Source organism: Xylanibacter ruminicola Ga6B6, assembly GCF_000687715.1.
GTDB classification, from domain to species: domain Bacteria; phylum Bacteroidota; class Bacteroidia; order Bacteroidales; family Bacteroidaceae; genus Prevotella; species Prevotella ruminicola_B.
In genome coordinates this window covers 31,444-53,531 of the sequence record NZ_JHXD01000017.1, presented here as the reverse complement: position 1 = coordinate 53,531, position 22,088 = coordinate 31,444, and the positions used below count along the sequence as shown (strand labels likewise).

18 protein-coding genes and 1 riboswitch are annotated in these 22,088 nt (G+C 47.3%); of the genes, 3 read left to right on the top strand and 15 right to left on the bottom strand.

Translation table 11 applies throughout. The features are described from left to right. Nucleotides 1-229 precede the first annotated feature (229 nt). The gene (locus T500_RS0110680; protein ID WP_028908102.1) at nt 230-2,080 is read right to left on the bottom strand and encodes a helix-turn-helix domain-containing protein; all 1,851 of its coding nucleotides are present in this window, start codon (nt 2,078-2,080) and stop codon (nt 230-232) included. Nucleotides 2,081-2,598: 518 nt separating this feature from the next. Next, nucleotides 2,599-2,784, top strand: a riboswitch (cobalamin riboswitch). Between the two features lie 46 nt (nt 2,785-2,830). Between T500_RS0110680 and T500_RS15830 the strand changes: the two genes are divergently transcribed. After that, nucleotides 2,831-3,226 (top strand): hypothetical protein, encoded by a 396-nt coding sequence (locus T500_RS15830; protein ID WP_036908982.1) that lies wholly within the window; start codon nt 2,831-2,833, stop codon nt 3,224-3,226. Nucleotides 3,227-3,329: 103 nt separating this feature from the next. Here T500_RS15830 and T500_RS0110670 read toward each other — a convergent pair whose 3' ends face one another. The 12 genes from T500_RS0110670 to T500_RS0110615 form a co-directional block, all read right to left on the bottom strand. After that, nucleotides 3,330-4,718, bottom strand: a complete 1,389-nt coding sequence (locus T500_RS0110670) for a DUF1593 domain-containing protein (protein ID WP_196243504.1) — start codon at nt 4,716-4,718, stop codon at nt 3,330-3,332. Between the two features lie 157 nt (nt 4,719-4,875). Next, nucleotides 4,876-5,370 carry a flavodoxin FldA gene (fldA, locus tag T500_RS0110665; RefSeq protein ID WP_013064475.1) on the bottom strand — a complete coding sequence of 165 codons (495 nt, stop codon included), beginning with the start codon at nt 5,368-5,370 and terminating at the stop codon, nt 4,876-4,878. A gap of 24 nt (nt 5,371-5,394) precedes the next feature. After that, nucleotides 5,395-5,769 (bottom strand): DUF2023 family protein, encoded by a 375-nt coding sequence (locus T500_RS0110660; protein WP_028908099.1) that lies wholly within the window; start codon nt 5,767-5,769, stop codon nt 5,395-5,397. 139 nt (nt 5,770-5,908) lie between these two features. Beyond that, on the bottom strand, nt 5,909-7,069 hold the full coding sequence (gene ccsA / locus T500_RS0110655) for a cytochrome c biogenesis protein CcsA (protein ID WP_028908098.1): 1,161 nt from the start codon (nt 7,067-7,069) through the stop codon (nt 5,909-5,911). Nucleotides 7,070-7,099: 30 nt separating this feature from the next. Next, the gene (locus T500_RS0110650) at nt 7,100-8,854 is read right to left on the bottom strand and encodes a di-heme oxidoredictase family protein (RefSeq protein ID WP_028908097.1); all 1,755 of its coding nucleotides are present in this window, start codon (nt 8,852-8,854) and stop codon (nt 7,100-7,102) included. 32 nt (nt 8,855-8,886) lie between these two features. After that, complete coding sequence (locus tag T500_RS15825) at nt 8,887-10,221, bottom strand: imelysin family protein (RefSeq protein ID WP_080694865.1); 1,335 nt, start codon at nt 10,219-10,221, stop codon at nt 8,887-8,889. 30 nt (nt 10,222-10,251) lie between these two features. Then, on the bottom strand, nt 10,252-11,532 hold the full coding sequence (locus tag T500_RS0110640; RefSeq protein WP_028908096.1) for a hypothetical protein: 1,281 nt from the start codon (nt 11,530-11,532) through the stop codon (nt 10,252-10,254). Nucleotides 11,533-11,643: 111 nt separating this feature from the next. Next, on the bottom strand, nt 11,644-12,363 hold the full coding sequence (locus T500_RS0110635; protein ID WP_028908095.1) for a LytR/AlgR family response regulator transcription factor: 720 nt from the start codon (nt 12,361-12,363) through the stop codon (nt 11,644-11,646). Next, a complete protein-coding gene (locus tag T500_RS0110630; RefSeq protein ID WP_230580895.1) occupies nt 12,360-13,562 on the bottom strand; it encodes a sensor histidine kinase in 1,203 nt (400 codons plus the stop codon). The genes T500_RS0110635 and T500_RS0110630 overlap by 4 nt, the downstream gene beginning before the upstream one ends. A gap of 45 nt (nt 13,563-13,607) precedes the next feature. After that, on the bottom strand, nt 13,608-15,374 hold the full coding sequence (locus T500_RS0110625; RefSeq protein WP_028908093.1) for a carbohydrate-binding domain-containing protein: 1,767 nt from the start codon (nt 15,372-15,374) through the stop codon (nt 13,608-13,610). Between the two features lie 105 nt (nt 15,375-15,479). Then, complete coding sequence (locus tag T500_RS0110620) at nt 15,480-16,121, bottom strand: helix-turn-helix transcriptional regulator (protein ID WP_028908092.1); 642 nt, start codon at nt 16,119-16,121, stop codon at nt 15,480-15,482. Nucleotides 16,122-16,251: 130 nt separating this feature from the next. Further along, nucleotides 16,252-17,061 carry a ThiF family adenylyltransferase gene (locus T500_RS0110615; RefSeq protein WP_028908091.1) on the bottom strand — a complete coding sequence of 270 codons (810 nt, stop codon included), beginning with the start codon at nt 17,059-17,061 and terminating at the stop codon, nt 16,252-16,254. Nucleotides 17,062-17,197: 136 nt separating this feature from the next. Here T500_RS0110615 and T500_RS0110610 point away from each other — a divergent pair, with 136 nt between their 5' ends. Continuing rightward, nucleotides 17,198-18,406, top strand: a complete 1,209-nt coding sequence (locus T500_RS0110610) for a dicarboxylate/amino acid:cation symporter (protein ID WP_051612024.1) — start codon at nt 17,198-17,200, stop codon at nt 18,404-18,406. Between the two features lie 178 nt (nt 18,407-18,584). On the opposite strand, the gene T500_RS0110605 is transcribed toward T500_RS0110610, so the two are convergent. Further along, nucleotides 18,585-18,914, bottom strand: coding sequence for a heavy-metal-associated domain-containing protein (locus tag T500_RS0110605; protein ID WP_028908089.1), 330 nt, complete (start codon nt 18,912-18,914; stop codon nt 18,585-18,587). Between the two features lie 6 nt (nt 18,915-18,920). Continuing rightward, nucleotides 18,921-20,903, bottom strand: coding sequence for a TonB-dependent receptor plug domain-containing protein (locus T500_RS15820; protein WP_051612023.1), 1,983 nt, complete (start codon nt 20,901-20,903; stop codon nt 18,921-18,923). A 299-nt stretch (nt 20,904-21,202) separates the two neighbouring features. Between T500_RS15820 and T500_RS0110590 the strand changes: the two genes are divergently transcribed. After that, nucleotides 21,203-22,081, top strand: a complete 879-nt coding sequence (locus tag T500_RS0110590; protein ID WP_013063145.1) for a hypothetical protein — start codon at nt 21,203-21,205, stop codon at nt 22,079-22,081. The last annotated feature ends 7 nt before the right edge of the window (nt 22,082-22,088 follow it).

Here is a 22,088-nt window from a genome sequence, read left to right as displayed (position 1 = left end):
TATACCATTACAGTTTTCCATTGTGGCTCATGTCGAGTACCCACAATCTTACAATCATTGCTAACACTATTAATGCGAATGCCATCAGGATAATTAGATTTGTTTCCATACTTTTATAACTTTTATTTTTAATTTCTAGTGCAAAGATAGAACAAAAAAACTATATCCACAAGAGCACAGACAAATAGTCGGATGGTTTCAGACAAATGGTCGGATGTTATTATTCGTGCTAAATGGTTTGTTTATAGGTAGTTGGCGTCATGCCATATTTGGTGCGGAAATTACGGGTAAAGGTGTCGGCGCTGGTAAATCCACTGGCCTGACTTACCTGCTCAACGTTCAATTCGGGCTGGCTGTTCATCAGACATACTGCATAATCGAGACGTAATTCGCGGACGTAGGCTGGTAACGAAACACTATTGCTTCCCTGCGAGAAAGCGGCGCCAATACGTTCCTTCGACAGACCGGTACGATCGATAAGTGACTGTCGGCCAAAGTCGGGCTGTAGGAACAGTTTTTCGTTTTCAATCAGATCCCGCAGGAAAAGGAACAACTGTTCGTCGGTTATCGTGGTACAGTCGGAGATACTGATGCTTGCTCCAACGTTTTCCTTTTTGGGGACTTCGACCTCGGTAACAGCCACAGGCTCTGGTGCTTTCTCAATTGGTGGTTCTGGGGCTTTTGTTGCTTCTACAATTTTCGCTGTTTCGGCAGCGCGGGTGGCGGCTTTCAGTTCCCTATATTTTTCCTTATACTCTACGGCCTGAGTAATCTGTTGGGCTAGAATGCGGTTACGTCGCTGGGTGATGCGCCACTGTAGGAAGGTATAGAGACCGAAGGCCAGAATAAGTAGTGCTGCTGTTGTGACGGCAATGCTGATGGTTGTTACGAATCGGTTCTGGGCGCGTTGCTCTGCTATTTGACGCTCTTTGCCTTGTGTGTCGTAGATGGTGGCCAGTTCGGCAGATTCGCTACGCTTCTGGCAAACAAGGGCCGAGTCGTAAACCTCGGCTATCTGCATGGCTACACGAAGGGCAGAGTCCTTTCGGCCAGCATTATAGTTAGCGCGCAACTTGGGTAGTAGGTTTCTGCCAATGGTCTCCAAGTCGTAATCATAGCCCCAGTCCTTAATAAACTGGTCTAAATGCGTATAGTTATCCGAAGCCTCGGAATAGCGATGGGCTGCGACCAGATAATCGCAGCCATTGATGCGACCTTCAATACTCTGGCCAAAGTCGGTACTTGAATAGTCGGCATAATAGCGGTAGGCATCGACCACTTTTCCGCGCATTTGGCATACCTGTGCACGGTGCAGATATACCAAGGCACGCAGTGTTTTTACCTCTTTCTCAATTGGTTTGGGTTGCTGCTCGTAGATGGTAACCAGTGAGTCCATACGGTCAACCCATATGCCTGCCTCGTCCATTTTATGATGGAGATGTGTAACGGCGATATTCTCGAGGGTCTCAATGCTGGCTGCTATCGGACGGTTTGTAGAATCGTTTTGCGTTTGTAATACCCACTTATAAGCTTCGTCGTAGCTTTGGGCAGCCTCTTTATGCCGTTCAAGCATCATCTGTGTGTCGCCAAGACTCAAGTAAAGCGTCTGCAATTCGCCAGGACGGTATGGAGTGTCTACCTGCTTTAGCTTATCAATCAGGCGGAGGGCGGTACGCATGGCATTATCGTAGTCGCGATCGGTTGTAAGCATGATAACGAGGTTGGTTCCGGCATGGATATAATCCCAGAAATCCTCGGCAGGAGGATTCTCGATGGCCACTACACGACGGAAGCACTCAATGCACTTTTCCATCTGTCCCATCTGAAAATAAGCTACGCCACGATAGCCATCGGCACGTATTGGCGAGAGTTCGCCAACGGCAGCCAGACTATCGGTAACAGTCAGGAAATGCTCAAAGTCGCCTGTAAACCTGGCAGCCAGTGCAATGCTGTCGCCACGTGTAGAAATCCTCTTTGTGGGAAAATTGCTCTGTTTTTCACTGCCCTTACCACCACAAGCTGTGAGCATGGTAAGGGTGATTATTACACCTATTATATATATAGATCTAAATTTTCTCATCATAAATAGTTTGCAGGTGCAAATATACACAATTATTTAAAACTAAAAAACAAAATGTAGTTTTATTGTTGTTTTTACTATCATTTTCTTGATGTAAAGTGTGAAAAACTGTATAATTTGTTCGACGGATTGTCATTTCGTCCGATAAACTGTCTAAATTGTCCGACAATTCGTCTGAAACCATCCGACAATTTGTCTAACCCCTTGTGGAATTAGTTTTTTTGCCTTACCTTTGCAACCAGAAAATTTAATCGCTCTTTCTTTTTTTTAAGTAATAGATATAACCTAATGATCAATATCCTTTTGACAATGAAGGGCAGTGCGTAATGGAACGAAGCGTTAACTGCCAAACGTGCCCCAGGCCAACTATCTCGCTAACGGATAGAAGGCCTGGGGCCTTTTTTTTGATTAAACAAATTATTTTTGTTTTTTTGTTTGGTGTATAAGAATAATGTTGTATATTTGCAGCAGAAAGTTGAGGCTACGCCTCGACTTAACGTGAACGTTGAGGCATAGCCTCGACCTTCACCCGTAAAGGTTCGCTTAGCCGCGATTAATTGGGAATGTGAGTGAGAATCTCCGACTGTCCCGCAGCAGTGAACTCCATTATGGCTCCTAAGCATCAATGCCATTGCCCGTTTGGGTGAGAAGGCGCTTGGGAGTGGAGGAAAGTCTGAAGACCAGCCTTTTTCGGTATTTGCTAAATGCTCTCGATGTAAGGGTGTGAGGCGCAACTTAATTTTTGTGGGTATGAAACATGAATCAATCGTCGTGGTATACGACAGTTGTCAGGCTATTGCTGAAGAAATAGCCGACAAGCTTGGCGCTGAAACTATCAGCGTACAGAGTATTAACAACAGGCAGATAGAAAACTGCCAGAGTTTTGTTCTTGCATTAGAGTTTATGGCTGATGGGAGTATGACTCCCCATTGGCAATGGGCTTGTCAAACGCTGCGTGGTGCTAGCCTAAGTGGAAAGAACTTTGCCGTGTTAGTGGCATTAGGTAACAAACTGAATCATGATGCAGATAAAATTTGCCATGAACTGCGTGAACGCCATGCGCACATTGTTGGCGAACAGCTATATGCTGAAACGCCCCAATGCAATCTCGAAAATTGGATATGTTCTGTTTCACCTAATTTATAATCAAATTACTATGGTATACATTTTAGTAGTAGCTTTGGAATTTTTGCTCGCAACCATTGGTGTAGCGTGTCTTATCAGACACTATAACCACAAAGTTTAGTGGCTATATAGAAATAATGATGCGGCGATAGGCTACCAGATGAAAGGGACCGTCGTCGTGTACTTCGCAAATAATGTGAATCGTGTCGTTTGCAGTATCTGCAGGGATATGTATGGTGGCTGTCTTCTGGGTTGACTGGGAGATAGTCACCTTTGTTCGTCCTATCTCAGGCTGCTGCCACCATAAGAATTGCAGGTTGTCGCCATCACTATCCTGCGATGATGAGGCATCAAGGCGTATTGTATCACCCGCTTTAGCTGTGATATGAATGGGCAAAATACCTGTGTTGTTGTTTATGATAACTCGAGGATTATGATTGCCATGCCCCTCGGCAGCCCACTGCATACGTGCCATGAAATCGTTAAGCTCATCGGGGTAGAAACGCTGCTTATACTCTATACTGATGCTACGCAGCGGCTCCTGCCAACTGGTCCAGGCGGTGGTAATCGAGTCGGCACAGAGTCCATGCTCATGATAGCCTGCCCAACCGGCTTGATGTGGATCGTCGGGATTGTTCAACCCATTTGGCATGACATACAGGAAACTTGGCGTATCTCCCTCAACTCCCCATTTGTAGGTAGGATACTCGTTGCCTAACGCCCCTCGGCCTTGTATATGGTCCTTGTGCTGTTGCCAATAGCGTTTGCCAAGTTCACACTGTTCCTGCCATGTGCCTTCATCCCACACAAACAGCAAGTCGTCGGCAAACTCCTTACGTAGCCACATGTGCGAACTGTAACTACGATTCATACGCATATTGTAATGCATGTCTTGGTCGGTAATGGTGTAGATACGGAACTTATGTAAAAACAGCTTTAAGGCCTCAGCAGAACGTGTTTGTTTAACCCGCCAGATGGCTTGTGCCAATGTGTTGGCGCCACCCCAAGCGGCTACATAGATTGGGCGTGGGTCGTCTTCGTCGGCAAGTTGTATCAGCAGTTCGCTACCAGGTGAATCGTTATCAGCACCAATGGATTTGATGCCACCGTGAATACTACCCATTACCGCACGGCTCTTCAAATAGTCGGCACTTGGCCAGTATCCTATGTACTGTTGTTTTCTTTCTTTATCAAATGCTAAGAAATTCTTCTGCTTCGAACGTTGCATCAGCTTCGGCACATCCTGTCTGTAAGCCTCAATTACCCGTTGCAGATACTGTGCCCATTCTGTAGGATAGGGATCGCAGTTCCAACCTACTGATGTAATCAATGCTTCTATTTCAAATTGGTCGGCATAGGCCATCAGTCGTACCATCGACTCCATATCGTCGGGTTCCACATCAGCAGGTGCAATGTCTGTACACACCACAAGTCGTGGTTTTAATTCTTTGTTTTCTGCTTGGAGCGAAAGAGCTCCCATCATAGCCAGCAGGCAAATAATTATTCTTAGCATTATCATGATTGTTAATTTGTGCCGCAAAGATACGAAAAAAAACGGATAATGGCCTGTTATTAGTCTTTTTTTTGAAAATAGAAAGGTGGCTGGTCGTCTCGACTAGCCACCTTTACCCTAACTAAACAAATACTTATTTATAAATTTACACCTGTGATTAAAGACTTGGAGTAATAGCTGCCAACCAGGCATCGATACGTGTATCGGTCTGGTCGTCCTCATTGATGTCGTCGAGAGGCAGGCCAATAAACTTACCATCGATAACAGCTTCAGAATCGTCGAAAGTGTAACCATCAGTTTCAACACTACCAATAAAGTTAGCACCGCTGTCTTTGATGCCGTTGTAGAGCTCACCCATACCACCTACAAAGGTATCACTATAGGTAGAACAGTCGCCACAACCAAAGATGGCGATAGTTTTGCCGCTTAGGTCGGCACCCTGCAAGGTCTTCAAACCGTCGTACCAATCGTCCTGCAGTTCGCCAGCTCCCCAGGTAGAGGTACCTAAGATCAGATTCTGGTTGGCGGCAACGGTTTCGGCCGAAAGATCCTGTACATTCAAGGCTTCGCAGCCCAGTTTCGAGGCAATCTTCTCTGCGATGGCCTCGCATGTTCCTGTAGAGGAACCATAAATTACAATAGTTGAATTCATTACTTTATATTATCATTATGTGGTTTAATTCTTACATTTGCAGTTTCCGTCGCATTGTCCTTTACGTTTGCAATAGCGCTCGCACTGGGCACAGATGTCGTACCCCAACATAGCACCAAGAATAAAATCCTCTTCAGGTGTAAGTTGGTTCAACGGACGGGTAACAATGAGTCGGATGGCATCCAGACATTCGCGACGCCCAAAGTAAACGTTCAGGTTCTGCTGACCTGCAGGCTGCAGCACGTAGGGTATGCCTTGGCTTTCCAATCGTTCAACAGCCTGGTTACCATACTTTTTATTGCAGGTAAACAGTACCATCTGGCGCACGCCTTTATTCAGCTCGTAGATGTGGTTCATCAGTACTTTGAGTTCCGTTGGGATGTTTCTTTCTGTTCTCATTGTTATACTTTTAATTCGACGGTGCAAAGGTACGGCGAAAAAATAAAGTGCGCAATACCTAAAACCGAGTGTTTTAAGCATCGCGCACCTTTCGGTGTTCAATAAAAAGAACTAATATAAAATAGGTATTGGTGTATCCTTAAGCGTACGAGTGCATGCCGCCTAAGAAGTAGTTTACACCAAAGTAAGTCATGAGGATGGTGAGGAATGCCAGAACCATATACACGTTGTGATTAAGTTTGATGCTACGATGGGCGGGGATGCCGTAAATCATCAGGGTGATGAGTGCCCAGGTTTCCTTGGGGTCCCACGACCAGTAGTTACCCCACGAGATGTTGGCCCAGATGGCACCGATAAAGATACCAAAGCCTAGGAAAGTGAGTGCCGGGTAGAGCATCATCTGCGACAGGTGTTGCATGCCTTGGCGATGCTTGGCAGACAGGATACCCACCAGACTGCTGAGGCATGCAAACAACAACAGGGTGTAAGCCAGCATGATAGTTGCAATATGGATGGGCAGCAAACGCGAGTTGAGAACAGGCATGGGATGGTTTTCGGGTGAGTACTTATTCAGGAAGTGGTACATTAGGAATAAGAAACAAACCAGCACGCCTGCAGCAAAGATATTGAGCTGCAAGCGATGATTACGCAGCAAGGCAAGCTGTTCGCGGAACCTGCCCTTAGGATCGATGAGTATCCAGATGAGCGATACAAACAGCAAGGCGTAACCACAGTAGGTTACGGGGATGCCCCATGGATCGTAATTCAGCGACAGGATACTACCCTGCATATCTGCATCGTAGTCCATCTGATACAGGCGGATATTCCTATAACTGGCAATCTGATTCATTGAGATGGTAAAGGGCTTGCCATCGATGGTAACCTGCGAGATATAGTCGGATGGCATCTCTGTCCCCTCATAGAACTTTACGTCAAAATGCTCCAGACAGATGTTGAAAGGCAACTGGTGGAGGTGCATGTCGCGTGTTAGGAATGTGTTGGTGGCTACGCCCTGACGTAAAGGTACTACACCTCTTACGGCGGTGAGATGCGTGAGCAGGGCACCTGCCAGGATAACTACAAACGACAGGTGTAGCACCATTACCGATGGACGTCGCACCTTGCGCTTGATGAGCCAGAATATGCTGACGGCTACTAACAAAGCCCATAAGGCCGAGAACCACCAGGCACCATAGATATTGTTGGATACATACTCTGTACCCTGATATTTCTCAAAAACCGTGGCGGCTGCCAGTACAGCAACCACCACGATGTATAGAATGATTATACTTCGCTTCATATATAATAAACGTAAGCAGCGGGCAAATTATTATATAGACTCGATGAATTTTATTACAGCATCTCTATCGGCCTTAGGCAGATGATAGAATTTCTCTGTTGGTCCGTAAGCATCCGACTGCTTTGAATAACCATGCCACATGATAGCCTCAAGTACACTGCGGGCACGGCAGTCGTGCAGACGATCGTTAGCACCTGTAAGCAACTGCGACAGTCCGCGGCCCCACAATGGTGTGGTGCGGCACCAGCCTGTGCGGATGTCGTTCTTCATCATCAGGCGATGCTGAACCATATCGGTGTAAGGCCAGATGGTCTGGTTAGGATAGCGGGGCAACATTTTGTTGGCATCCTTACCAATGCTCTTAGCGTATGCCTTAATGCTGGCATCTACCCACATATCGTCGTTGCCAGTCTTCCATGAAGGACGGTGGCAGCGGGCACAACCAATCTGCGAGAACAGATCCTTACCACGCTGTACGTCGGCATCATTCAGGTTGCGGGCTGCAGGCACAGCCAGCGCACGATGCCATACCATAAACTGATAGTACTGCTTGTCGCTCATCTCTTCCTTGCCATTGTAAGGCGCACCGTTAAACAGGTACTTGTCGAAGGTCTCCTTCTTGGCAATCGACGAGCAACTCAGTATCTCGTTTACACGAGCAGCAATACCTTCGTCGGTACCATCGGCATAGTAGGGGTGCAGAATGCTGAGTGGCGATTCGCCGTGCTCTTTGATATAGCTGATAACCTCCTTATCCTCGCTCTGTGCCTTGGCCCATGCTGGGGTGGTGTAAAGGAAGTGACGGTCGCTACGGGTGACGTTGGTGATATTCCAGATAGCGTTCGAACCTGCACCATCCTGCAGCGAACCGCGAGTCATGGCATAGGTGAAGCGCTTAATCGGACCATGATTGCCGCGGAAGGTACCTAGGTCGTTATAAGCAGCCGAATAGTAGGCTGATGATTTGAAGGTGCCAGCCTCCTGATCCCACATGGCGGGATTCATGGTGGCATGCTTTGATTCGGCTAACCACTGTGCCTCGATATCCTCATCGCTGATGGCATCGAGAAGGCCTGTACCATAAACACCGATGGTCGACTCCAGTCGTACCTCGTAGTTGGTAGGCAGTGGGTTGGTGTTGAAGGCGGTCTGAGGGATGGTTACCTCTGGATAGATGAGGGCGTACTCCTCGCCATCCTCAAACTGCATGGGCAGTCCGCTCTCCATGGCTGTTACGTTCTTCCAATCGATAGTAATCTGGCTCTCGTCGATAGGTGCCTTAAAGGGCGACATGGCCTGTGTCTGAGGCATACCTGTAACCTCGGTGATGTAACCGTTGGTATCAGGATGATAAATCACCAGCAGATAGCCGTTGCCAATCTGGTTGGCACGATATTCTGTCTGACGCTTGCCGTGACCATAGCTGGGGTGGCAGGCGATACACGAGTTACGAACCCATGCAGGACCTAAGCCTTTACGTGGTTCCTGCTCAAAGGTGTAGAGCTTCTCGAAGAAACCTTCGCCTGTATTAAAGTCGTCCTCCATGCCTGCTGCAATGGCTGCAGGTGTGATGGCCGAATAGCTGGCCTTCTCGGTGGTGCCGAGCTCACCGCCGGGGTACCATTCCTCGGCAGTAAAGTTGCCAGTAGCTTTTCCGAATGCTTGTTCTTCAGGTGTCAGAGGTCCCAGATCTGCGAAGTCGTTATTATCGGAACATGCTGTCAGCCCTGCGGCCGACAGCATTCCGAAACATACAACACATGTTAGTTTCGATATTTTCTCCATTAGTGTATTTGTTTAATTAATTTTCAGGTGTATTACTCTCCAGATGTAGAGTCCCAGTTGTCGGGATCGTCGAAGTTCTTGCCCCATACCACGCTGCAATACTTAACGAATGGTGTTGGCATGTTGCTGATACCCTCGATAGCACCCACGTAGTTGCTTTCTACAGCGGTGTTCACCTTATCGCTCTTTACGCTGGCAAAGAAAGTGTGGAAGCTGTACTCGTTAGCCTTCTTGTCGGTTGAACCCAGCCATACGTTACGGATACTGCGGATGTTATCGCGGAAGTCGGTGATAGAGTTGTAGCTATAAGGCGACTCTACATAAGCGATGTCGCCAGCGCTGAAGGGGTTGGCAATCTTGGCTGTACCTACCTCGTTACAGATAGCCAAGCATGAGCCCTCGTCGTTAATCAGTACCTGAGCAATGGCATCCTTCAGTGTGGGGAAGGTGCTCTTGCTACCACTGATGCCGGCCTGCTTCAGGTTCTCGCCATAAGAGAGACCTGCGGCGGTAGTCATGTCTAGACCTGCGGCCTTAACTACTGCTACTCGAGCGGCATTAGCTGCTGTCTCGCCCTCCCAGGCAACCTGCAACTGGAAGCAACGCTGCTTAAGCAGGGTGCAGATAGTCTGAGCGTAAGCCAGTTCCTGGGCACCAGTAATCTTTTCGAAGTTAGTGTAGGTATCGTTGCCCTGCAACTCGGCTACCTTACGGTTCTGACCGTTACGGAACAGGATGAACTCCAAAGCGTGGAAGCCCAGGATGGTGGCATCCTCCAGCATCTCGTCGTTCATGCCATTGTTAAAGTAGTTGAGCAGCAGACTGCGGTTCAAAGGCCATGAATCGATAGTTGGGTCGATATCAAAATCGCTGGCGGCACCCATCAGGAATGCCTCAGAGCGCTCCCAGTTCTGGCGGGCCTGCTTAAAGTCGGCACAAGCCTTGTCAATCTGGGCCTGTGTAATGCTGTTTACGGTCAGGCCGTTCAGAGTCTTCTCCAAATCCTCAACATCATCAGCCAACTGTGTATAGGTAGGCACGATGACGTTACCAACCAGAGTCTCGAGTACCTTGCGCAGGTAAGCCTCTTGAGCCTCGCTCAGTTTTGCTGTAGCGATGGTGGTATTGGCATTTTCAAGCTCTGAAATCAGCGACAAACAGTTGTCGATAGCGTCCTGACCGAAAGCCTTGCTGTTGTAGTTTGCAGCGGTGGTGTTCTGGGGATAGCTGTCCTCATCTACCAATGGTGTAGTGTTGATAACGTTGAACTCGTTACCGTTCTCTTCATTGTTGTTGTTACTTTCACTGCAGGCAGTGAACGAGAGTCCCATCATGAGGACCGACATTGCATAAGTAATTTTCTTCATTGCTATAATAATTATGTGGAAATTTCGATTTTAGAGGAAGAATCCTTCGTAAGCCACACCGATGTTAACCGATGGCTCGTTGTTGTATTTGCTCTTTAAGAAGCGCTGAGAGTACTCGGCCTTGATTACAATCTGGCGGATGGGGTGGTAGTTCAAACCTACGGCCATACGCTTAACGGCTGTGTAGTCGTAGCTGATGCCCTTGGTGTCGCTGGCATAAGGGTTGTAAGCCTCATAACGTCCGAACAGATAAAGGCGCTCACCCTGCTGGCGCATGCACTGAATCTGCGAGAATATGTTGTAACCAGCCTCGATACCTACTGCATAGGCATTGCCGCTTACAAAGGCAGAGTGCTTGTAAGGCGACTTAGAGTTCAAACGGTTGTACATGTACTTCAGCTCTTCAGCGTCGCCTAAGTAACCGTAGTCGGCCTGTCCGCGAACAATCCAGTTGTGGGCGTTGTAGGTAAAGTCGATGGCACCAATGGCAACCTTACCCTGATAAGTGGCACCTGTACCATTGGCATCGTTAGGATAGGTGTTGCCGATGCTGTGACCGTAATAACCGCTCAAACCGATACGCAAACCAGGAATAGAATAGTTGTCGATGCGCAGGGCAGCTGCATATTTGTTGGCTACATCGAACTCCATGGGTGACTTGTGACCTTTGTGAATCCAACCCACGTTGGTGAACTGGTCGGCATTCAAGCCGCCTAAGAACTGAGCCTCGTAGCGGAACTTGCCTGCACGACCCCAGAACGATATGCCTGTCTGGTGCCAGGTGCTGGGCATGATGGTGTTCTCGCCTTCAGGGCGATATACGGTGAAGTAGCTCAGTGGCTCGTGGTGTGCATTGTTCAAACCAACAGGCACTACGATATGTCCGGCACGGATGTTAGCCCAAGGGGCAAACGACTTCTGCAGCCAGAACTGCTCCAGCTCTACCTCGCCGCCTTTCTCGGTTTCCTGCTCCCATTCACCGCCTTCTTCGTCTTCTTTCTCATAGGCAATACCTGCGCCGCCATGCTCAAACTCTATCTCGGTACCAAAACTCCAGCCTTTGCCAAAGTCGTAACCCAGATAAATCACTGCATGGGGAATGTCGAGACGTCCGTGACTAGGATCATTCTTATGTTCCTCGGGTTGACTGTAGCGACTCACGTGGTCGCTGTAATAATTTCGTGTAAAGTTTGCTTCGCCATAGCCACCAACGCTCAAACGTGAGGTTTTGGTGCTATCTGCATTGTTCTTCTGTGCGCTGCCTGTTAAGCAGATCGCCATCATCATTAATGTATATATAAACCTTTTCATAACCGAATTTAGTCTCTTAAACAAATCCGGGTGCAAAGGTACGGCGATTAAGGCAATGTTACAATACCTAAAAAGTGTGAAAAAAGAAAGTGACCGCGTGTGCGGCCACCTTTATTTTCCTAAAAACTTGGTATCTAGATAGGCTTGAAATGCATCTTTATACAAATCGCCTATTGGTAAATAGGTATCGCTATCCATAATCACGCGGTTCTTATTTACCTCCTGAATCTTGTTCAGGTTGATGATATAAGAGCGGTGAATACGCATAAAGTTGTTGGGCAGATGTTCTTGCATCTTCTTCATGGATAGGAGTGTGATGATGGGTTTCGCCTCGCCCTCTATCCACACTTTCAGGTATTCGCTCATGGCCTCTACATACCTGATATCGGGTATGCTCACCTTTACAATGCGGTAGTCGGTCTTCAGGAAGAGCGAGTCGTCGCTATCGGTAGCAGGCCTGGCTGCGGCTACCGATTCGGTTAGTCGGTCCTTAATGCGATTGGCAGCACGTTGCAGATCCTGCAGACCGAAAGGCTTCAGCAGGTAATCTACGGCATTCACCTTAAACCCTTCTACTGCATATTCTGAGTAGGCTGTGGTGAATACAATCAGTGGTGGTACCGCTAGCGACTTCACAAAATCCATACCGTTCAGGTCGGGCATGTTGATATCGCAGAAGATGGCATCAACTGTATCGTTCTCTAAAAACTTGCGGGCTTCTAAGGCACTCTGACACTGAGCTGCCAGTTGCAGAAATGGCACCTTATTAATATAGGAAACCAGTTGCCCCAGAGCCAAAGGCTCATCGTCGATAGCTAAACAACGTATCATAGTGGTAAAATTAGTTCTACAAAATAGATATCTGCATCGTCCTTGATCGTCAATGTGTAGTTCTTGTCGTAGAGCAAGTCGAGGCGCTTCTTCACGTTCACTAAACCTACACCACCTTTCATTTCATTGGGACGTTCGGCCTTGGAGTTCTTACAGGTAAAGTGCAGGTGGGTTACCTGAGGCAGTGGCTCGATAAGTTCTACCTTAATATCGATAAACGATTCGTGCTGATAACTCACGCCATGCTTAAAGGCATTCTCAATAAACGATACCAACATAAGTGGTGGTATGGTTTTATCGGGCATCTGGGTAGGCAGGTCGAGATTAATCTTCACCTTATCGGTATAACGTAGCTGCATCAGTGTGATGTAAGTACGTATAAACTCTAGTTCGCGATTCAAAGGCACACCGCTCTTATCGCCTTCGTAAAGCACAAAGCGCATCATCTTCGACAGTTCCAGGATGGTGTCCTGTGCCTTGGCAGGATCGATATCTACCAGGGCATGGATATTGTTGAGCGTGTTCATAAAGAAGTGTGGGTTTATCTGATATTTCAGATATTCCAGCTGCTGCTCAAGATTCTGCTTTTCTAACTCTTGCAGCTTGCGTTGGTCGTTCCGTGTGCGGAAGTAGAGTTTGGCGCCCAGATTGGCTCCAAACATCAGCAAAAGCACTACGGTGGCTATGATATCGTGCAGACTATCGCCTAATCTGTCCTTGCGTATGAATGGGGGGACAGGCTTGCCGCCTTTAAATTCGGGTGGCATTCGTCTGTCATCAAACTTTCTGTCTTCAAACTTCCTGTCTTCAAATCTCCTGTCTTCAAATCTCCTGTCGTCATGATCGGGTCGGGGACCTCTGAAGAATTCACGCTTTTCAATACCGGGGAATGGTTGTGGATGCGTTTTCATCTGTACGAACACAAATCCAGTGATGACAATAGCGATGGCCGATATGTACAAGGCGCGCTTATGCTGATGGATAAGCAATGGTGCCAGCAGGAAGTTGTGAAACAGGAACAGCAATAAAAATATGCCGAACTTGCCCCAGATAAAGAATACTTCACCCCATTGAAAGCTGAGGTTATCATCGCTCATGGTACGTAGATACAGACTTAGTAGCGGAGTTGCAAAGAGCAAACTCCACACTACTAAGTATATCAGGTTTTCTTGTCTCGACTGATTTTTCATCCAATACATTCCAATTACTACTATTAATAACGTGAAAAATTGCGATTTATTGTGTCAGTGCCAACCGCCAGGCCAACCGCCGCCTCCGCCCATGCTGCTACCGCCGGTATAGCTTGAGAGCGAAACGCTGCTTCCACCCGATATGGTACCGCCTGCAATGCCTAAGCCGCCAAAGAAACTGCTACCGCCGCTAACCGATGTACCCGACTGCAGGGTGGGGGTAGTGGCTGCTGATACTACAAGCCCGGAACCGCCACTGGATGGGGTGCGGAACGAGAAGGTGTTCTCGCCAACGGTCATGGTGTACCAGGTGTTCTTGCTCCATGACGACGACTGGTAGCACGACTGTGTGAGACTGCTGCCGCTCTCCAGTCCGCCTACGGCCACGATGGTACCCCCGGTAAGGTAGAGTTTCTTGCCGCCTTCGGTGTTGGCGTCGATGGCCACCTCGGGTGAGCCCGAACAGATGGCATACACCAGTCCGCCTTTCAGGTAGATGTTGCCATTGGCATCCAGTCCGTCGTTGTTCTTGCCCTGTGCATACACATAGCCGCCAGTGATGGTCATGTCGCCCTTCGAGTTGATGGCGTCGTCGTAGGCATAGCAGGCCACTTCGCCACCACTGATGTTCAGCTGGCTCTTGGTCTCAATGCCCTCGCCGTTATAGCCGGTGGTACGTACCAAAATGGTGCCGCCGCTGATGCTGATATTACCATCGGCCTTGATACCCTTTGGCGACGAAGTGTCGTTATTGCTCTTGAACTGTCCGCCCTCGGTTACTACATACACGCTACCGCCATTAAAGTTGGCATCCATATCTACGTTGATACCTTTGCCGCCCGAACCGGTGCTCTTGAGCCACAACTCGCCGGCATTGATGGTAAAGGTAGAGTCGGCCTTGATGCCGGCTGCACCCTTGGCTTCTTTGTCGGTGCTGTCGTAGGTACCGTCGCCAGTGGTAATTACGGTGGTGCGACCACCGTTTACCATAATATTACTCTCGCAGTTAATACCTTTGGCTGCTGCCGCTGTTACCTCCACGTTGATGATACCGCCGTTGATAAACACACCGTCGTTGGCTTTGATGCCGTGGTTGACGGTTGATTTGGCGTAGATGTTGTTGCCTTTGCGAAACACAATGTAGTCGGCCGAGTGGATGGCATTGTTAGTATTGCCGACAACACTCAGCTGTCCACTGCCGTTAAACAGTAGTTTCCCCTTGCAGTAGAGTGCTCCCTTCTGATTGCCACTCGTACCATCGGTCAGTGTATTGCTGGTGCCGTCGACTAATACAATATAGGCACGTTTGCCGCTCAGCAGGTTCAGGGCTGCCGAGTCGGGATTAGTGATATTTACACCATTCAGCTTTATTTCGTATTTCTTGTCGCCTACTACGGTAAACGAACCATTGCTGGTGGTGCCGCTCAGTACGTAGCAGATATTTTTGGTAGAGCCGTGATTGGCAGTGATGTGTCCGCCGTTCACGGTTATCTCTACACCGTTCTCGGTTTTAGCTGTAGGGTTTGCCATGTTGATGGCTACCTCGGTGGTAAAAGTGCTGTTTTCTAGGGCATCTTCATCGTCAGGAAAATACTCTGTAGCCGCATCAGTAGGTTCGGCCGATGTCTGATCAATGTTTACTGTAAATGTGGTTAGATCGCCTGTGGTGGTCGAACTGCCGCTGCCATTCTCGCTGGGCGTGTCGTTGCCCCAGTTATCTCCCCAATTGTTAGTGTAATCGCCGAACGGATCTTCTGCCGAGCAGCATACCATCAATGCTACTGATGCAATTAGCATCATCCTGGTCATTGTTTTTTTCATGTTAATGCGTTTTAGTGAATCATTTGTGCTGCAAAGGTAGCATGATAAAACCTATCACGCTAATTTATTCAACGAACGCACCAAATTAATCAACTAACTTGAGGGTTAGATATAGAACTCCGAAGGATCAATCAAGCCGGCACGGATGGCATATTTGATGAGTTCGTGTGCCGTGTTGATGCCTAATTTGCGGAAGATGTTCTTGCGGTGGGTGGTGATGGTGTGGATACTCGAAAAACGCTCTTCGGCAATCTCCTTGGTGGTTTTACCTTGGGCGATGGCTTTTACGATTTCGGATTCGGTGGCGGTCAGAATGTCAGGCTTCTCCTCGTCGCTTTGCTGTGAGATAATCACTTCGAGCGCACGCTGACTGATAAAACGCTGATGATGACTTACAGCGTGCAGGGCATCGCGCAAATCCTTCATCGGACCGTCCTTAAATACAATACTGAACTGATGCGATGAGTAGATAACACGGCGCAGGAATTGAGGCGTCAGCTCATCGCTGATAAGTAACCATTGCGATAAGGCAAAGCGTTCGCTTACTATCAGCAATTGGTCCTCGTCGGCAAAATCAAACAGGGTATAGTCGAGTATAACCACAGCATGCTCGTGCTCCTTTAACTGAGCAACCAAACTTGTTTTGTCTGATGCACGGTATATCTGGTTCTCGTCGTTCTGGCGTAACAAACTGTCGATGGCGAACCTTGTTATCTCCTGATTATCTGCTATTATATACTTTGCCATATCTGTTCTGATTTTGGGTGCAAAGATACGAAGAATAGATATAACCTCCAAATATCTGGTGATATTTAGATAATATATCTATAAACGTAGCGTTAATTGATGTTTTTTGCTAGATTCGAAGCCTGTTTGCCTATTTCGTAGAATAATATTCTATATCTTCTATCACCAGACCTGCCAACATAAAACCAAAGATAGCGGTGATATGAGCGAGTGTACCGTTGATCTGGGCTTTAGAAGAGCACCATTCGTGGTTCAACAGACTCTTGTCGCCTGGACCATTCTGGGCTTTGGGGCACATGCATTGTTCTGTGCCACAGGTGGCATTGTGACCTTTGTTCTCCAGCAGCTCGTCGCTATAAACGCATTGGAACTTTCGCTTAGGGAATTGCTTCTGCGACTTGAATTTCTTTCTAAGTGCACGTGCCAGTGGATCGCCCTGTACCTTCCAGAACTCTGTAACTTTGATACGGGTAGGATCTAGCTTTAAGGCTGCTCCCATAGATGAGAACAGTTTGGCATTAGTACGGCAAGCCAGGAGAATAAGCGCGGCCTTATCTTTCAGCGAGTCGATAGCATCTATGATGTAATCGTAAGTATCAAGTGCAAACTCATCAGCATTCTCTGCCGTGAAAATCTTTTGTAGGGCATTAATCTCTACAGTAGGGTTGATTGTTAACAAACGCTCTTTCAGCGCATCTACCTTTACCTGTCCGACGGTTTTAGTAGTGGCCATTAGCTGGCGGTTGATGTTGGTGATACAAACGCGGTCGCTGTCCACAATCGTCAAATGCCTGATACCACTACGTACCAGACTCTCTGCGCACCATGAACCTACACCTCCCACGCCAAAGATAATCACCCTTTTCTGGGCGATGCGCTCCATAGATTCATTGCCTAAAAGCAGTTCGGAGCGTCTGAATATTGCATCTTGTATTGCCATCTTTTTTAATTTGGCTGCAAAGGTACGATAAAGTGCGTAATTATCCAAATTTATAATGAAAAATCAGTGTGTTAACGCCGATAATTAGGGATGATATTTGGTTAATTATTTTAATTATTGTATCTTTGCACTCGATATGAAAAGAACATTCATTTGGATAGGGGCACTTGTTGTTGGTGCGTTATTAGGTTTACTTGGGCTTAATTGGCTCGATGTAGTGATGAACTTGGTTGCAACGGTTTATACCCGATTGTTCCAATTGCTGGCTGTACCTACGATAGTGTTGGCAGTCATCACCACTTTTGCCACTTTTGGCTCAAAAGGGTCAAAGCGTATCTTCGGTCATACGCTCACCTATACGTTACTTACCACAATTGCTGCAGCTGCTGTGGGAGCCGTACTCTATTTGTTGATAGCTCCAGGTAATCTGCCTGCCGAGGTGGTTAATAGTAGCTCAAAGGTATCAGACATCGGTCCGCAGATAACCTATACCGAGCATATCATCAGCATCATCCCTAACAATATCGTAAAGCCATTCTTTGATGGAAACGTACTTTCATTATTGTTGTTAGCCTTTGCCATAGGCTTTGGACTATCGAAATTGTCAGAGTCAGAAAATAAGGCCGTGTTGATTAAAGGCTTGCAGGGGCTTCAGGAACTTTTGTTTTTGTTGATACGTGGACTGATCTGGACTTTGCCATTAGGCATTGTTGCTTTCTCGGCCCAGTTGTCGGCTCAGGTATCAGCAGGTATTGTAGCCGATTCTATTGGAAAGTATGTGCTGGTAGTGCTTGGTGGCAATGTTATTCAGTTCTTTGTGGTGCTGCCCTTGTTCCTGATGGCACGCGGGTTGAACCCCATTCATGTGCTCAGTAAGATGATGCCAGCTGTACTGATGGCACTCTTTACCAAGAGTAGTGCTGCAACCCTGCCTGTTACTATGGATACTGCCGAGAACCGTTTGGGTATCAGTCCTAAGATTGCACGCTTTGTATTACCTATATGTACTACCATTAACATGAATGGATGTGCCGCCTTTATTCTTGTAACATCGCTATTTGTGATGCAGAATGGTGGCATCCCACTTACATGGAGTACCATTCTGCTTTGGATACTTGTGTCGGTTGTATCGGCCATTGGTAATGCTGGAGTGCCAATGGGGTGCTATTTTCTTACCCTATCGCTCATGTCGGGAATAGGTGCCCCAATTGCAGTCTTGGGTATTATTCTGCCTATCTATACCATTATTGATATGGTTGAGACAGCCGAGAACGTATGGTCAGACTCGTGCGTCTCTGCAATGGTAAACCATGATTTGAATAAAAATTGTTCATCTCTCCTATAATCTGCTGAAAAGCCTTTGTACACAGACGTTTCGAGGGGGAGAGATGCGAAAAATCTCTCATCTTCCAGATTCCCTGTGTTTATGCGGGTTTCTTTATTCCCAACTAGGGAACGTTTTGTCCCCAACGTGGGAATATTTTGTTCCCAACGTGGGAATATCACGTTCCAATAATGGGAATTTATTTTGATACTTTTGTGGCGGATGTAGTTGCATCCACTTTCTTGGGATTTTCTTTCACCTCTTTGGCCTCGTATTTGATTTTCTCGAAGCCTTTGATGATGTCGGCTACGGTCGTCTTGTCGGCATCGTACTCGATGGTGACTGTTTTTGTATCAAGATCGGTCTTGATGCTTTTAACGCCCTTTTCAAAGCGGATATTTTCCTTAATCTTCTTCTCACAGTTGTTGCAGTGCATCTGTGGATTGGTGGTGAGTACCACAGTTTTGATGTCCTTTGCAAAGCAAGCGCTTGCGAATGCTAATGCGACGAATAATACTTTTGTTCTCATAATGCTTTATATTTTTATCCAATTTAATCTTATACCTATATAATATATGGCACCATGCATGGGACCCCATACCATGGTGGCATCAAAGTTCTGGCCCCATGGATCGCTGGCAGCGATGATAGGATTCTGCTGTCTGCGACCTGTGATATTCTCGCCACCGGCATAGATGCTCCAATGGCGGAAGAATCGGGTTATCTGTGCATTCAGCTGCTCGTAGCCTTTATAGTTGCTCTCCCAAGCAGACTGTCCGTTGGTGGTAGTGTAAGCGTCGGGCATACGTCCGCCACCATTCAGTTGTAGCGTAGCATCAAACTGCCACTTGCCTAAGCCTGGCTTAAACTGGGCTGTGATAAGCCCTTTGTAGCGGTTGGTGAGCGGTTTTTCGCGTAGCACACCGCTATATGTTGATTTTACGTTGTTGCGACGATAGGTGGCTGTCATGGTAAAGCCATCGAATAGCGGGTATGTAGCTTCTATCTGCCAGGTGTGCGAGTAGCTGTCGCCTGCCAGGTTGGTAAAGTGTATGGCATGAGGATTACTATCCATATCTACCAGTAGCTGGTGCTGGAATGTGGTATAGTAATACTCGGCATTAAGCTCCAGCTTGCGTTCGCCAATAGGGATGCTGAGTGCTGCGCTCAAACCATAGTTCCATGCCTCTTCCTGGTCGAGATCGTTATCGATGATGATTTGACGACTGCTGGCCAGCAGGTAGTTGTACTCGGCCATCACATGATTGGTGCGATAGCCTTTCCCGATAGAACCACGCAGCGTCAGGATATCGTTTGGTGAGTACTTCAGGTGCATGCGTGGTGTTAGGAAACCGCCATAAAGGTTGCTATGGTCCCAACGCAGTCCTCCCATCAACGTAAACTGCTCGCCTATCTTATAAGTATATTGGGCATAGACTCCTGAGGTGGTTTCGTCGTAGTCGAAACGATCGTGGTTCAGACTTACACCAGTAGAAATACTATGATGTTCATTAAAATCTGTTTCAAACATCAACGAGGCATATCCATTGCGCTGATCGGTATTGTATTGTTTATGACCATATAGTGCATTCTGATGATGCAGCGAGCCCGAAAGAATCAGGGCAATGTTCGAACCGCGTTCTGGGTCGAAGATAAAGGCATTCTTGGTAAAAGCCTCGTAGCGCTCGTTGGTGATGTCGATAGTATAGGGGTGAGAGGTGTTAGTGTGATGACCGATCTGTCCACCCTCACGATGTTCTTTCAGCCCCTTGATGGCTGCCTGGAAGATATAGCCGTCGCTCATGTAGGCCCAACGGCTCATCAGCGAGCCTTGGCGTACTTTCGGCATATCCGCAAAGCCATCATTATTTTCGTCGTGTGCCTTGTCGAGTAGCTCGTAGTGCCCTAACAGGGCTGTGCTCCAGCGATTTGAGAGTTTGAGGTTTGCACCAAGGTTGGCTTCCACTTTTCCCTTGGTATTATAATATAGGTTCGCGTCGGCAAAAGGTGTGGCCTGCGGTTTCTTGAACTCTACGTTAATCTGACCGGTTATCGATTCGTAGCCGTTCTTTACCGATGAGGCTCCTTTTGATACCTGGATACTCTGCATCCAGGGGCCTGGGATATAACCTAACGAGTAGGGGGCTGCAGCGCCGCGATAATTTGGTATGTTCTCCGTTAGCATCTGCACATAGGTGCCGCTCAATCCCAATAGCTTAATCTGCTGGGCACCGGTTGCCGCATCGGCATAGTTCACATCTACCGATGGATTGGTTGTAAAACTCTCGCCTAAGTTACAGCAGGCAGCGCGTAGCAAATCGCCACTGCCAATAAAGTCTGTATTGGCTAATCCTCTTGTCTTGGCATGCTGATGACCATGGGCCATCACGTGCACCTCTTGCAGACGCTCGCCTTCGAGCATCTGCAGGGTGTCTGTGTTTATGGCGCTTTGGCCATAAACTCCACAAGTTGCCACAAATGTGGCTATCAGTCCAGTATAGTGTCGTTTATTCTTCATTTCGGCTGCAAAGTTATGTATAAAAAATGAATCAAATGCGCATTATATCTTTATTAACTATCGAAATACCTATATCATGGTATATGGAATGCCATAGGGTAGGGATTGTGGGGATGGAGAAAACGCCGTACCTTTGCACCCAGAAATATTAATTAATTATTTAAAGGGTTATAAAGGTATGAAAAGAACAATGCGAATGCGTATGCAAGATGTTTGTTGTTGTCGCCAGATGATGATGACAATGATGATGAAGGAGGGTATATATATAATAGGTATAAACAAAATTAAAAAGAAGCAATATGAAAAAGATAGCATTAACAATAGCAGTATTATTCAGTATCAGCATCAGCAATATTTGGGCTGAAGGTAACGGTGTGAACGACGTCAACGAAGTTAAGGGCACCAACAATACAACCGTACGCACCATTAAGGCGCCACGCTTTGCGCGTCCGTTGGTCGAAAAGTGGATTAAAGAATACGCAAAAACACAACCAGGCGTAGAGTTCCAGATTGCAAAAGGACAAGGTAATTCCGACCTGAATGTAGTACTTGATGATAAAAACTTTAGCCAGATTGTTTATTTCGGAGAGACAGCCGTGCTGCCTATCACTGCACGTAGCTCTGAGGCAGCCCGACTGCTCGAAGGTAAACACTTGAACAACAAGAAACTAAAGCAGCTTTATTTCCTGAATGAGGATTTTGACGAGGAAGTAAAGAAGAACAAGGCTTTCGAAACCATCACTGTTTATAGCGGCAGCAATGCCACATCGGTAGCTTCGTCGTTCGCTCACAATTTTGGCGAGGAGAGCAGCAATTTCCGTGGCAAGCGTATATCAGGCGACGACCTGTTTTTGAACACCGCTTTGGCAAAGGATCCTCTGGGCGTGTCGTTCAACGCACTTCCTAATATCTTTGATCTGAAGAGCCGCCACCTGAAAGAAGATCTCTCGCTGGTAGGTCTTGACGTGAAGAAGGACTTGGCCAACAGTTTCAGCGATAACGGCACACTCGACGAACTGCTTACAGCACTCGAGAATAGTAAGGAGTCGGAGGTTGCCATCGAGAAGGTGGGCATCAGTGTGAACAATGCCGACGACGAGGTAAACAAGTTCTTGGAATGGGTGCTGGCACAGGGTACCAAGTACAACCACGAATATGGATTGTTGAATCTTAAATAAATAGTAG